The organism is Pseudidiomarina fusca, from assembly GCF_032227045.1.
Classification (GTDB): Bacteria; Pseudomonadota; Gammaproteobacteria; order Enterobacterales; family Alteromonadaceae; genus Pseudidiomarina; species Pseudidiomarina fusca.
The window spans coordinates 260,119-273,881 of record NZ_JANFPJ010000001.1 but is presented as its reverse complement, the minus strand read 5'-3'; the positions used below and the strand labels follow the sequence as shown (position 1 = coordinate 273,881).

At 48.3% G+C, this 13,763-nt stretch carries 14 protein-coding genes; 6 read left to right on the top strand and 8 right to left on the bottom strand.

The window, feature by feature from the left end:
• Nucleotides 1-43: 43 nt before the first annotated feature.
• Nucleotides 44-2,074 carry a BCCT family transporter gene (locus tag NOG12_RS01290; RefSeq protein ID WP_153826075.1) on the bottom strand — a complete coding sequence of 677 codons (2,031 nt, stop codon included), beginning with the start codon at nt 2,072-2,074 and terminating at the stop codon, nt 44-46.
• 136 nt (nt 2,075-2,210) lie between these two features.
• Here NOG12_RS01290 and NOG12_RS01285 point away from each other — a divergent pair, with 136 nt between their 5' ends.
• A complete protein-coding gene (locus NOG12_RS01285; protein ID WP_313932196.1) occupies nt 2,211-3,596 on the top strand; it encodes an SLC13 family permease in 1,386 nt (461 codons plus the stop codon).
• 23 nt (nt 3,597-3,619) lie between these two features.
• On the opposite strand, the gene NOG12_RS01280 is transcribed toward NOG12_RS01285, so the two are convergent.
• The 5 genes from NOG12_RS01280 to NOG12_RS01260 are packed head-to-tail and all read right to left on the bottom strand — an operon-like array spanning nt 3,620 to nt 8,995.
• Nucleotides 3,620-4,981 (bottom strand): MBL fold metallo-hydrolase, encoded by a 1,362-nt coding sequence (locus NOG12_RS01280; protein WP_313932195.1) that lies wholly within the window; start codon nt 4,979-4,981, stop codon nt 3,620-3,622.
• A 46-nt stretch (nt 4,982-5,027) separates the two neighbouring features.
• Nucleotides 5,028-6,521: a phospholipase D family protein gene (locus NOG12_RS01275; protein ID WP_313932194.1), complete on the bottom strand. Its 1,494-nt coding sequence runs from the start codon at nt 6,519-6,521 to the stop codon at nt 5,028-5,030.
• Nucleotides 6,518-6,793: a hypothetical protein gene (locus NOG12_RS01270; protein ID WP_153826071.1), complete on the bottom strand. Its 276-nt coding sequence runs from the start codon at nt 6,791-6,793 to the stop codon at nt 6,518-6,520. Before NOG12_RS01270 ends, NOG12_RS01275 begins: the two co-directional genes overlap by 4 nt.
• Nucleotides 6,794-6,815: 22 nt before the next feature.
• Nucleotides 6,816-7,916, bottom strand: coding sequence for a ferrochelatase (hemH, locus tag NOG12_RS01265; protein ID WP_153826070.1), 1,101 nt, complete (start codon nt 7,914-7,916; stop codon nt 6,816-6,818).
• A gap of 11 nt (nt 7,917-7,927) precedes the next feature.
• Nucleotides 7,928-8,995, bottom strand: coding sequence for an alpha/beta hydrolase (locus tag NOG12_RS01260; RefSeq protein WP_153826069.1), 1,068 nt, complete (start codon nt 8,993-8,995; stop codon nt 7,928-7,930).
• 156 nt (nt 8,996-9,151) lie between these two features.
• Between NOG12_RS01260 and xthA the strand changes: the two genes are divergently transcribed.
• Complete coding sequence (gene xthA, locus NOG12_RS01255) at nt 9,152-9,958, top strand: exodeoxyribonuclease III (RefSeq protein WP_153826068.1); 807 nt, start codon at nt 9,152-9,154, stop codon at nt 9,956-9,958.
• A 5-nt stretch (nt 9,959-9,963) separates the two neighbouring features.
• Here xthA and yfbV read toward each other — a convergent pair whose 3' ends face one another.
• Nucleotides 9,964-10,377, bottom strand: coding sequence for a terminus macrodomain insulation protein YfbV (gene yfbV, locus NOG12_RS01250; protein ID WP_153826067.1), 414 nt, complete (start codon nt 10,375-10,377; stop codon nt 9,964-9,966).
• A 311-nt stretch (nt 10,378-10,688) separates the two neighbouring features.
• On the opposite strand from yfbV, the gene NOG12_RS01245 reads away from it, so the two are divergent.
• The 4 genes from NOG12_RS01245 to NOG12_RS01230 are packed head-to-tail and all read left to right on the top strand — an operon-like array spanning nt 10,689 to nt 13,016.
• The gene (locus NOG12_RS01245) at nt 10,689-11,054 is read left to right on the top strand and encodes an ArsC family reductase (protein ID WP_153826066.1); all 366 of its coding nucleotides are present in this window, start codon (nt 10,689-10,691) and stop codon (nt 11,052-11,054) included.
• The gene (gene dapE, locus NOG12_RS01240) at nt 11,051-12,175 is read left to right on the top strand and encodes a succinyl-diaminopimelate desuccinylase (protein WP_313932193.1); all 1,125 of its coding nucleotides are present in this window, start codon (nt 11,051-11,053) and stop codon (nt 12,173-12,175) included. Before NOG12_RS01245 ends, dapE begins: the two co-directional genes overlap by 4 nt.
• Entirely contained in the window at nt 12,169-12,882 is a 714-nt protein-coding gene (locus NOG12_RS01235) for a M15 family metallopeptidase (protein ID WP_313932192.1), read from the top strand. Before dapE ends, NOG12_RS01235 begins: the two co-directional genes overlap by 7 nt.
• Nucleotides 12,870-13,016, top strand: coding sequence for a DUF2897 family protein (locus tag NOG12_RS01230; RefSeq protein WP_110075301.1), 147 nt, complete (start codon nt 12,870-12,872; stop codon nt 13,014-13,016). Before NOG12_RS01235 ends, NOG12_RS01230 begins: the two co-directional genes overlap by 13 nt.
• On the opposite strand, the gene purC is transcribed toward NOG12_RS01230, so the two are convergent.
• Nucleotides 13,017-13,730, bottom strand: a complete 714-nt coding sequence (gene purC, locus NOG12_RS01225; protein ID WP_153826063.1) for a phosphoribosylaminoimidazolesuccinocarboxamide synthase — start codon at nt 13,728-13,730, stop codon at nt 13,017-13,019. It abuts the gene before it with no gap.
• Between the last annotated feature and the right edge of the window lie 33 nt (nt 13,731-13,763).

The following is a 13,763-nucleotide window of genomic DNA, read 5'->3' as shown; positions in this document are numbered from 1 at the left end:
CAGCTACACTGGGCGGGGCTTTTGCGTTAAGAAAGCACTATCATTACGATGATTTCAAGTCGTCATCATGCTGCTCTAAATCCCAAGGTAAGCTCCCTGGTGAGATATGCATAAACTGCAAGTAGTTTTCAAATTGATTAATCACGTCGTTAATAATATCGCCCGGCTCATAACCATATAAATCATAAGCTTGTCCACCTTGGCGCAGGAAGACTTCAGCTCGATAGTATTCACGATCCTTACCATTCGATTTATCTACCGCGAATTGTGGTCGTTGATAGGCACGCATCCGCACTTCGTAGGTAAAGTCTACTTCATCGTCTTTTTGCACGCTAAAAATAGCCCGAATATTTTCGGTATCAAAGCTAGTCTCGGCCTGCCATTGCTGCCCTTTAAGTTCTTTTGCAACATCACCTAAACTTTCCATTACGGTGTGCTCAATAAACTCTCGCACTGCTTGTTGTTTAGGAAAATCAACGACTCCGGCTAAGCGCTTCTTCCAATAGGATGGCCCTGCATGAACCCCACGACGGTGGGTACGCATCGCGCTTTTCAAGCTAGCATGCTGATGTCCCTCTATCACCAACGCACGCCACATACCAAACGCTGCAATAAGAATCACCACCGCAAAGGGTAAAGCACTGGCAATAGCTGCGGTTTGTAGCGCTCCTAGCCCTCCAGCAAGCAATAACACCCCTGCCACAACTCCCTCTGACGAGGCCCAGAACACCCGTTGCCATACCGGCGTGTCGGTACGTCCACCGGAAGCCAACGAGTCGATCACTAACGAGCCCGAATCTGACGAGGTAACGAAGAAAGTAACAATCAATACCACCGTGGCAAACGACAAAATATTTGTCCAAGGTAAGCGTTCATATAACTTGAATAACGCGATAGCTTCATCGTTTTGCACTTCAGTAATCAAGGTGGTGTAACCTTCGTTCATGATTAAATTCAGTGCGGTGTCACCAAATACACTGAACCAAAAGAACGTAAACATGGTAGGCACAAACATCACCCCGAACACAAACTGGCGGATGGTGCGGCCACGACTAATACGCGCAATAAACAAACCAACGAATGGCGCCCAAGCAATGGTCCAACCAAAAATAAATAAGGTCCAGTTACCGATCCAATCGCTCCGCGAATAAGCCTGCAAGTTAAAGGTTCGCTCAACAATATTGTTCAGGTAAGCTCCTGTGTTCTGTAAATAGGTCTCCAAGATATGGACCGTTGGCCCTGCAAAAAACACAAATAACAGTAAGAAGAGCACCAACACCATATTGACGTAGGAGAGTCGTTTAACCCCTTTGTCTAGACCCGCTACCACCGATAAAATAGCAAACACAGTAATCACCGCAATAGCGATAATCTGCACGGTTGAATTGATCGGAATATCGGGCCACAGATAGTGCAAACCAGCGTTAATTTGAATCACCGATAAACCCAAGGTGGTAGCAATACCAAACATGGTCCCTAGAATGGCAAAGGTATCGACGGCATGCCCAGCTGGACCATGGATTTTCTCGCCGATGAGTGGATACAAAGTAGAACGCATCGACAACGGCAGACCATGACGGAAAGAGAAATAAGCTAACACCAAACCAACCAAGCCGTATATAGCCCAAATATGAAAGCCCCAGTGAAAGTAAGCTATTTGCATGGCTTGCTTAGCAGAATCGACCGTCTCTGGTGCCCCCATCGGCGGGCTTGCATAATGCAGCACCGGCTCAGCCACCCCGAAAAAGAGTAAGGCTATGCCGTAACCAGCCGAAAACAGCATGGCAAACCAAGCCACAAAACTGTACTCAGGTTCTGCATGATCAGGCCCTAGTTTTATTCGGCCCCACTTGGAGACAGCCACCACAACAATAAAAACTAAGAAAATAGCGACCGCTAGCATGTAGAACCAGCCAAAATCAGCGGTTATCCAGGCCAACACATCACTGAACACCTCGCCAGCTAGCTCGGGATTACTTAGGGTGCCTATGACTAACAAGGCGATGACGGCAACAGCGGGTATAAAGACCGGTGCCAAAATAGCGGAGTTCCACTTCGCTTTGGTTGCGGACATAAATCCTTTCTCCTGTAAGTTGTTTCTTTTTACCCTATGCGTAAAGCGTTAAAATTTCAAATAAACTTAGTTTCTGCTAAATTAGTCATTCACGTAAAAACCCAACTAGATACCCCTTAACCAGCGAGCCTCTGCCATGCTAAATAGCTTAAAATCTTGGTTTAATCCACTATGGCTAGGACCGTTAGCGGCACTTGTGAGCTATCTCTTAGCCCAACACTGGGGGCAGATACCGGCGCCAGCGGCTTGGACCTTAGCCACCACCATTTGGGTGGCTTGGTGGTGGATTAGCGAGGCTCTCCCATTACCAGTAACCTCGTTGCTACCTTTTATTTTGTTACCTTTGGGCAGCGTCGCGAGCGTCAATGAGGTCTCAGCCGCCTTAGGTAATCCCATCATTCTGCTGTTTATGGGTGCTTTCATGCTCGCCAAAGCAGTTGAGGTTAGCGGTGTGCATAAACGCATTGCGCTTGGTTTAGTGAAGCGTCTTGGCGCTAGCAGCGGGCGGCGTATGGTATTTGCCTTTATGTTAGCTACTGCTATTTTATCGATGTGGATCTCTAACACGGCGGCCGTGCTAGCGCTCTTGCCAGTCGCTTTAGCATTGGCCGAGGCTGCGAATGATCATAAATTTCAGCGTGCGTTGCTACTAGGATTAGCTTATTCAGCTTCATTAGGTGGCGTCGCTACCCTAGTCGGCACCCCGCCCAACTTAATTTTTGCTTCGGTTTACGAGAGCTATACTGGCACCAGCTTTGGTTTTTTACGTTGGCTACAAATAGGGTTACCCTTGGTCATTGTCGGTATTCCTGTCATTGCTTGGTGGTTAACGCGCTCACTCAGAGGTAGCGTTACGCTCCACTTAGCCAACCTGCCAACCATGCAAAGTAACGAGCGCCGTGTGTTATGGATATTTGGCGCCGTCATTGTACTCTGGATAACTCGTACCGCTCCTTTCGGTGGCTGGACCGATTGGCTAGGGCTGGCTGGTGTTGGCGATGCTACGGTCGCTTTCGCTGGAGTACTAGCACTTTTTATTGTGACCGACAAGCAGGGCTCACCGTTGCTCACATGGCAGGATGCGGTGGCTATTCCATGGGGGATTTTGCTGCTATTTGCCGGTGGTATTGCGCTCGCCCAGGGGTTTGTTTCAAGCGGGCTGAGCGATATTATCGGACAAGCCTTAGTTGGGCTTGGAGGCTTGCCTCTGTGGCTCTTGATTCTGGCCTTAACTTTGGCGGTAAGCTTCTTAACTGAAGTGACATCCAATACCGCCACCGCTACTTTGTTGATGCCGGTCTTAGCTGCTACTGCAACCGCTTTAGAATTACCCCCAGAAGTGCTGATGATTCCTGCGGCGATTGCCTGTAGCTGTGCTTTCTGTTTGCCCGTTGCAACACCGCCAAACTCGATTGTGTTTGCATCCAATCAAGTCACCATCAAAAATATGGTCCGCGAAGGCCTGATGTTGAATATTATCTTGGCGGTGCTTACCACCGCCTTGGTACTGGTGCTGGTATAAACTGCGGGCCAAAGCCCGCAAGCTTAGCGCTTGAAGTGCTGCACACCCATATAATCAGCCACGTTGATATCAAATGGGGTTTCTTGTTTGAGGTAATCTGACATGGCCTCAAGACTATCAGGCTCACCGTGCACCAAGAAGATCTGCAACTGTGGCGGTAGCTTGGAGGCCTTCAGCCAATCGCCTATTTCACTGTAGTCGGCGTGTCCTGACAAACCGTTAAGCTGCCGAATACGGGCTTTCACGGGCAACCACTCACCGTGCAGTTTGATTCGCTCAACGCCCTGCACCATCTTGGCGCCACGTGTGCCACCAGCCTGATGGCCAGAAAACAAGACGGTTGCGCGATGATCCCCCAGCCAATGTTTAAAATGATGCAAGATGCGCCCACCAGTAGCCATCCCACTACCAGCAATAATGATATGAGGCCCAGTTTGCTGTGCTATTTGTTTCGAATCTTCTACATGCCTGGTGTATTCAACTCCTGCTGCAGCCGCATAGCATTGCTCGGCTGTTAAGCGGTGATACTGATGAAATTGTTGATACAGCTCAGATGCATTGATAGCCATTGGACTATCCAAGAAAATCGGCATCCGAGGGATCTTTTTTTGCTGCATCAGGGTGATCAACATATGCTGCAACAACTGAGCCCGTCCTACCGCAAAACTTGGGATCAGTAACACCCCACCACTGCTGGCGGTTTCGTTTACGACGTCAGTTAACTGTTGCCAAGGGTCTTCCGGATCATGGCGCCGATCGCCATAGGTTGCTTCTAATAACAAAACATCTAATTCAGGCAGTGGCTCTGGCGGCATCATTAAGATATCGTTAGGCCGCCCAACATCTCCGCTAAAACCAATCCGCACGCCATCAGCCTCAGCAATGACACTAGCAGCTCCAAGAATATGTCCTGCTGGTCGTAAACTGAACTGAATATCGCCAATACTAAAAGGTTGATGAAACTCAACCGGCTCAAGCAGTGTTAAGGCTGCTTCTGCTGTGGCTTCATCGTACAAAGGTTCTGGATTTTGGTGTTTGCTTAACTTATGGCGTTTATAGAACTTTGCGTCTTCTTCTTGGATCTTGCCGCTATCAGGCCATAAGAGGCCACATAAGCCAGCAGTAGCAGCATGAGTAAACACGCGGCCACGGTAACCTTCACGATACAACAAGGGTAAAAAGCCGGAGTGATCGAGATGAGCATGAGTAAGCACGACCCCGTCAACATGATTAATCCCTAATGGTAGCGGCTGCCAATTGCGCCGCCGTAGCCATTTGTACCCCTGAAACATCCCACAATCAATCAGCACTCGAGTGGTGGCAGTTTCGAGCAAATACTTAGAGCCTGTTACCGTTTCGGCTGCACCTAAAAAGGTTAATCGCATACATACTCCTTGGCTTAAGAAAGGCGAATCGGCTGCTCCGTATTCGCTAAAGCAACCAGTCAATTGGCAGCAGCGCTAGGGTCTTCATGCCCATGCGACGCCACCAAGAGGTGCCTGGTTCGCTATGATATTGACTTATTTGACTACCCAGACGTTCTTGCCAAACGAGTTTCGCTCGCTGGGCATGGACATGTGGTTCTAACACTAGACTATAAGCGTAGTTGGGTACAGTTTCAACAAAGGCATCATCAATACGTTTCGCCAAAACTTCACTGTGAATCACAAACCCTAGCTCAGTGTTCAATTGCGCAGAGCGTGGGTCAAAGTTAAACGAACCTAAAAACACCCGTTGTTGATCGACGCTGAAGGTTTTTGCATGCAAGCTTGATGCTGAGCTACCTAACCGCTCTTTCCCCTTCAGCCGCTGCCGTCTTAGTTGACGTTCTTTTTTGCGGGCTAACGGTGAAATTCGCTGTAATTCAAATAATTCAATCCCTGCCCGCAGCAGCGGCTTACGCCACTTAGCATAACCAGAATGCACCACTGCCACATCGGTTGCTTCTAGCGCATTGGTTAGAATTGAAATATGAACACCGCGAGCTGCCATCTCTGTGAGCAGTTTAACCCCAGTTGCAGTTGGGACAAAATATGGCGAAACCAAGCGTACCCGCTGCTGCGGTTGCCCGATCACTTCTTGTAACTGCTGACTCAACAACTGTCGCCCACGCGCCCGCCCCATGATTTTACTGGGCGCATCGGCCACAAGTTTGATATCACACCAGACAAACTCAAGCTGGTGTTGGATTAACTGCTGCACAAAATTAGAATCCCGTAACGCTTGCATGTAATGCTGGGCCTTCGGATCTTGGCTCACCTCGTGCGCGCGTTGTGCCAGCAGGCTCAGTTGCTGTGGCTTGGTTAAGGTGATGAGTTGATTGATAGGTACTGCTGCTGAGCATTGCCAATAACTGTCAAACTGGCTGACAGCATGATCCACGACTGGGCCAACCATGACGGCATCTAAATCAGCAAAGAGACGATCATCAGTGGCGCCAAAATATTCATCGCCAATATTACGCCCACCGCTTACCAACACCTGCTGATCGACAATAAAAGCTTTGTTATGCATGCGCCGGTTTAAACGCCGAAATTCAAGCAGATAGTTGAGCCACCGTGGGCGCCGCAATTTGAGTGGATTGAACAGCTTGATCTGAATATTTGGATGGCGCTGTAAGCCAAACAAAATGGCATCTAGCCCAGCGGTATTGTGGTCATCTAACAGTAGCCGCACTTGCACCCCGCGGTCGGCAGCAGCATGCAATTCTTCGAATAATAAGGTACCAGTGCGATCATGTCGCCAAATGTAGTATTGCAGATCAAGGCTATGTTGAGCTTGGCGCGCCAGCCACACGCGGGTAGCAAAAGCATCTGGCGCTGCGACTAACGGCAACACTCCGCTTAAGCCCGGATGTTGCCGTTTCAGCGTTTGTAATGGAGTAGCATAAACGGCCGGCTGAGGTGCCGAGCTAGCTGCGTTCATGGTGCTTTCGGTGGCTTCGCGGTCAGGTCTGTATCAGCCTGATCACCCGTATTGGTGGTGGCTGCTTGGTCCTCATCATTAGGTGCCAAGGCACCGCGACACAACCGGCAATCACCACTATCCTCATCGGCTATCATGCTTTCAACGTAGCGCATTTTGTGCTTAGCTCGGCCACGATTGGCACTCACCTGATACACCCGATGCCGCTCATCCTCACTACTGTTATGGTCATCGTTCGTTGCAGCTGGTTGCTGGTGATTATCAACTGTCATGATGAACTCCTTAACCGGCTTGTTAACCGGCAGATTTACTCTTTTTTAATGCCGCTTGTACGGCTTCTGCGCGAGCTGCTCGAGCGCTCTCGTCGTGATGTAACTGCCATCCGACTAGATTGTCGCGAACCAACTGAGCTAGCGCTTCAATATGCTCAGGTTCAGCATTCAGAGCTGGAATGTAACCATAATTTTCGCCGCCAGCTTCGATAAAATACTCACGATTCTCTTCGCCAATTTCTTCAATGGTCTCAAGACAATCAGCCGAGAAGCCAGGGCAAACCACATGAATGTTCTTAACCCCCTGCCCCGGTAATGCTTTTAAGGTAGCATCAGTGTAGGGCTGCAACCACTCTTCACGACCAAATCGTGATTGAAAGGTCGTCACGTATTGGTCCTTGCTTAAACCAAGTTGCTCAGCGATTAATCGCGATGTTTTATGACACTCACAATGGTAAGGGTCACCTTGGTGCAAGTATTTTAAAGGAACGCCATGATAGCTCAGGACTAACTTATCAGGCTTACCATGGTGTTGCCAGTAACGCTCAATCGATTGAGCAACTGCTTTGATATAAGGCGCGTAATCGTGATAATGCGCAATAAACCTGAAATCTGGTAACCATCGCCGCTGGGTAAAATCTGCCGCTATTGCATCAAAGGTTGAGCCCGAAGTTGCCGCCGAATATTGCGGATACAAAGGCAACACCACCAGTTTTCTTGCGCCTTGCTCAAACAGAGACTGTAAACCTTGCTGAATGCTTGGATTACCATAACGCATGGCAAATTCCACCAACACATCGTCACCATAATCGCGCGCTAACGCCTGTTGCAAAGCTCGCTGTTGATCTTGCGTATGGAACAGTAAAGGCGAACCACGCTCGGTCCAGACGGTTTTATAGGCGGCCGCCGAACGCTTAGGGCGAATCACCAAAATCACTAAATTAAGAATCAACCACCATAATAAGCGAGGTACCTCAACCACACGAGGATCCGACAAAAACTGGCGTAGATAACGTCGCAGTGATGGCGTATCGGGCGCATCAGGAGTACCAAGGTTGGTGATAAGCACACCAATTCGATCCCGTTGTTGATGGCTAAATTTGGGGCTACCTGTAAATTTCATTGGCTGTTCTCCTAAGACCACAAGGCCACTTTGTTGCGAATTTCACCACTTTCAATCCATTCCTGTAGCTGCGCTGCTAGTTGCTGTCCCTGCTGTACTGCTTGCTGCCAATAAGCAAAACGATCAGGAACCGACAACTTAGCAAAATCTGTACGATCTGGAATTTTGCCATAAGGTAATGACGCAATGAATTCGTCTGTTGGCGTGATTAAGATCACATTAGGCCATTGTTTACCATGCGTACGCCGCCAGCCTAAGTTCTTATCAAACCAACCTGGTACCACCTGTTGATGAAAATGCGGATACAGCACCAATCCAGGTACGGCAGACAAATCGACATCAAAATGATAGTCCGTAATACCGCCATCGCGATAGGTACCTGCTGGTGCCCCAATAATATCTTTTACTCCAGCCAAGACCATGGGAATGGAGCCCGTTGCTAGCAAGGCTGGTTTAAAATTTTGCTCGCTTAACGGAACATGTACCGTCGGCATATCACGCCAAGCGCGACTAAACTCAGCACTTGCATGCGGATGATGAAAAACCACCCGCTCATAAAAGCGTCCCAACCACTTACGGCTAACGCTGTTGGCGGCGGCCGAGCCTAATAAGCCCAGCAGTTGACGTTTGCCTTCGTGCGCAGTAAGTCCACGACAACGAGTCACGATCCAATGATGATGAAATCGATCCTGTTGTAAAATATCAGCCACTGCGGCATCAGGAATGTACTCATGCAATAACTTGCGTGCCTCTTCGGTGATTTCCGCAACATCAGGTTTAGCACTGTAAGTTTGGCTTCGGTACAAGCGACAAAACAAGTCACTTGCTGCAACAGGATCTTGCTGGCCTAAACTGGCGAAACGCCAAGCGCCAGCGGAAGTTCCTAAAGTATTCAACGGACGCTGCCGTGCGGCAAAGAAATCACCAAAGAAATAGCGATCTAAGCCTTGCAATATAAACCACTTAGGCCCACCAGAAGCACCAAGCAACAACTCAATATCTTGTTGTCGCAACCCCTGTTCTTTAATCTGCTGCCACGCCTGTCGTCCAGCTCGTACCCGAATTAAATCGCCTGCCATGATTCACTGCCCTGTAATACAACCTAATGATTTTTGATAATTTATGCTTCGAGTATACCTGAATTAATACCCCAAGGCAGCCCACTGTCGCACCGATTGCGGCAATCTGCTATGCTTGCCGATAACTTCTAGAATGAACCGAAATGAGAGTTTTTGATGAAATTAATTTCTTTTAATATCAACGGTCTTCGTGCCAGATTGCACCAGCTACAAGCTTTAATCGACAAACACCAACCCGATGTTATTGGGTTACAAGAAACCAAAGTTCATGATGAACAATTTCCGCTCGCAGACGTTGAGGCGATGGGCTATCACGTGGTCTTCTTTGGCCAGAAAAGCCACTATGGCGTTGCCTTACTCAGTAAAAAACCACTCACTAATGTCCAGTACGGCTTTGCTGGAGACGCTGAGGATGCACAACGGCGCATGATTATGGGCGACTATGAAAGCGACGATGGTCGTAGTGTACGCATTTTAAATGGTTATTTTCCGCAAGGCGAAAGCCGTGACCATCCGTTGAAGTTTCCGGCTAAAGAAAAATTCTATGCCGATTTAATGGCTTACTTAGCCACACAAGATCCTAGCCAACCTTTAGTTGTGATGGGGGATGTGAACATCTCTCATCAAGATTGTGATATCGGGATTGGTGCCGATAATGCTAAGCGCTGGTTACGCACCGGCAAGTGCAGTTTTTTACCGGAAGAACGCGAGTGGCTTAATGGCGTCCTAGATTGGGGCCTGGTAGATACCTTCCGCACTCGCTATCCAGATAGCATGGATCAATTTAGTTGGTTTGATTATCGCTCACGTGGCTTTGATGATAACCGCGGGTTACGCATTGATTTAATCTTAGCCACTGCGGTGTTAGCTGAGCAATGCATTGATAGTGGGATTGACTATGAATTACGCGGCATAGAAAAACCGTCCGATCACGCCCCTATTTGGTCTACCTTTCAGTTCTAAGATTGCTAATGCTGATCCGGTGGTAGCTCCTGCAGCGCCTTACGGATCAGCTTAGCCAAATCCATGTAGCGCGGCTCTGGCCGCGGCTGCACCTGCAATTTTTGCGTTAAATCTAAATACCAATGCTGTAACCGCGCATCCAACTTGCTGTTGGCGCGTTTACCCAGCCAGTACCAGCCTTGAAACGGCAAACTCAGCATAAATAATGAGGTGACGATGCCTTGCGGTTGCATCGCCTGCCCTTGTAACTGCCACTGCAACACAAAGTTCAGCACAGCTAGGGCTGGCATCCAGCGCGCAGCTAAGCGAACCGCTGGAACCACTCGTGATTCCGTCATGGCTGCTACTACTGAATGTTTAGGCCAGATGGCAGCATAAGCTTGGCCATCTTTAAAACTCTGCCAAAAGGATTGGCTCATAGTCAGGATACTCTTATTGATGCTAATGAGTTAACGCACCGCGTTCATCCAAGTCGCTGGTGAAAATACTTTAGATAAACCTTGACAGATCATTCTTCAGACAAACTGGTCACTATTCAACCATAAAACTTTTGCCATGATTTTCAATGGCTTACTTAGTTCAAAGCAGCTAACCCACAGAGTTATCCACATAATTTGTGGAGAATTCACAGCGCCTTTGCCAGAATGTCGTTATAGTAGATCAATGCTGCGATGAACACTACAATAGTAGAATAACTGGTAACACTAAACGATAACAAGAGACCTTATCCATGAGCCTTTCTGTCTATGGCATCACCAATTGTGACACCGTGCGAAAAGCACGCAAATGGTTAGAACAACACCAAATAACCTATCGCTTTCACGATGTGCGGGTCGAACCCGTCGCTAGCACCACTTTAAGTAGCTGGCTACAGCAACTGGGAGCGGATGCTTTAGTCAATAAGCGCAGTACCAGTTGGCGAGAATTAACCAGTGCCCAGCAACAAAGTGTGAAACAAGGCGACAATGACGCTATCGTTGCCTTGTTACAGCAGTATCCCACACTAATGAAACGGCCTTTGCTAGCACAAGAAGACCGCTACTTGACTGGTTTTAATAGTACTGCTTGGCAACAATTTTTAGAGCTTACCCCATGAGTACCATTGAATTAGCTTGTGAGCTTATTCAGCGCCCCTCAGTAACCCCCGCCGATGAAGGTTGTCAGGAGCTTATTGGGAGTTATCTGCAACCGTTAGGGTTCAAATTGGAGTCTATGGTGTTCGCTGATACCACCAACCTGTGGGTCCGCCGTGGTACCAAGGCTCCGTTATTCTGTTTTGCTGGGCATACCGATGTGGTCCCAGCTGGAGCAGAACATGCGTGGCGCTTCCCGCCTTTTGCTGCTACTCGCCACGAGGGCTATTTGTACGGCCGTGGGGCTGCTGACATGAAAGGCAGTTTAGCGGCGATGGTTAAAGCCACCCAACGTTTTGTGCAGAAACACCCGGATCATCAAGGTAGTATTGCGTTTCTACTTACCAGTGATGAGGAAGGCCCGTTTATCAATGGCACGCCCAAGGTCATCGAGACGTTAGAAGCGCGACAAGAAAAGATCGACTGGTGCCTAGTAGGAGAGCCCTCAAGTACAAACCACGTCGGCGATGTTGTAAAGAATGGCCGTCGCGGCAGCCTCACTGGTGATTTGGTGGTGTTTGGTATTCAAGGTCATGTGGCTTATCCCCATTTAGCCGAAAATCCGGTACACAAAGCCGCTGTTGCCATCGCCGAGTTATGTGCTGAACATTGGGATGATGGCAATCAGTACTTTCCACCTACTAGTTTTCAGATTTCCAATCTGCATGCTGGCACCGGCGCCGGCAATGTTATTCCTGGTGAATTTCATCTGCAGTTTAATTTCCGTTTCAGTACTGAAAGTACTGCCACAAGTTTAAAACAACGGGTTATCGCCATTCTAGATGCGCACGACCTTGATTACTCATTGCAATGGAAGCTAAACGGTGAGCCTTTTCTTACCGAATCAGGACGCTTACTAGAAGCAACCCAAATGGCGATCACGGAAATCACGGCGCGCACAACTGAGTTATCTACTGCTGGTGGTACCTCGGATGGCCGTTTTATTGCGCCAACGGGTGCCCAAGTGATTGAACTAGGCCCGGTGAACGCAACCATCCATAAAGTAAACGAATGTGTTAAAGAACAAGATCTGGAACTTCTCACAGATATTTATGAGCGTATTCTGGAGCACCTTCTATGCTAACGGCAGCGCAACTTACCGGTCGTACGACAAGTCACTTAGAGGCGTTACCTGATGCGCCGCAGGTGTTGTTACAAGCACCGGTGGCCGCAGCCTTTACCGCCATGCAAAAGGCTGCGGCAAGTGCCGGCATTGAAGTTGCTGTTGCTTCGAGTTTTCGTGACTTCGACCGACAGCTAAGCATTTGGAATAGAAAGTTTTATGGTGAGCTCCCCATTTACAATGACCGTGGCGAACAACTAGCTACCGAGAATTTAAGCCCTGGGGAAAAAGTCGAGGCGATTTTGCTTTATTCTGCCCTACCCGGCGCAAGTCGCCATCATTGGGGCACGGATATAGATGTGTACGACCCACGCCCCTTTGCTGCCCATGAGAGCAAGCTACAGCTGGTTGCTAACGAGTATCAAGAGGGCGGCCCCTGCTATTCCATGTGGCAATGGCTACAGAGCCATGCACAAGAGTTTGGCTTTTTCTTTCCCTACGCTCGTTATCAAGGTGGGGTGGCAGCTGAACCTTGGCACATCAGCCATGTTGAATGTGCTGCAGCCGCACAACAACAATTAAGCAATGAGCTATTGCGACAAGTCATAACTGAGGCTGATATTGCTGGTAAAAGCTATATCTTGGCGCAGTTAACTGAACTAAAACAGCGGTATGTCGATACCATCTGTAGCCCAGAGGTGACAGGAGCCAGCGCATGGTTTGGATAGCCTTACTTATCGTTTTTGGTATTGTCATTGGCAATATCATGCTGTTACGCCATACCGCACCTATGAAAATGCCGCCGAAAGTAGAACACTCGCAGCGGCATGATGACGATTGGGATAGTGATAAAGACGCTTAGTTACAGTGGCACACCTAAACGTGATGCCACTTCTTCGTAAGCTTCAACCACCCCACCTAAACCTTGGCGGAAGCGATCTTTATCTAGTTTTTTGCGGGTTTCTTTATCCCATAAACGACAACCATCAGGGCTAAATTCGTCGCCTAAGACAATATTACCAGCGCTATCAACACCAAATTCAAGTTTAAAATCTACCAACAACATGCCAGCCTCATCAAACAAGGCTTGCAATACTTGGTTCACTTTAAAGGTTAATTCCTTCATCTTGGCTAATTGTTCGGCGGTGGCCCAACCAAAGCTGATCGCTAAAGATTCATTGATCATAGGATCATGCAACGCATCATTCTTCAGAAACTGCTCAAAAGTAGGCGGATTTAGCTGTTGCCCTTCGGTAACCCCAAGACGACGTACTAACGACCCGGCGGCATAGTTACGAATCACACACTCGACCGGAATCATGCTAAGTTTTTTGACTAGGGTTTCAGTATCACTCAATACCTGATCCAATTGAGTGGGGATGCCAGCGGCCTCAAGTTTGCTCATAATAAAGTTATTAAACTTATTATTGACCATACCTTTACGGTCTAGCTGCTCTACTTTTTCACCATCAAAAGCTGAGGTGTCATTGCGGAATTCAAGAATCAAGCGGTCTGGGTTATCCGTGGTAAACACAGTTTTCGCTTTTCCGCGATACAATTCAGTACGTTTTTCCATGAGCAACTAGGTCTCCAAGCAGGTGTAAGAAGC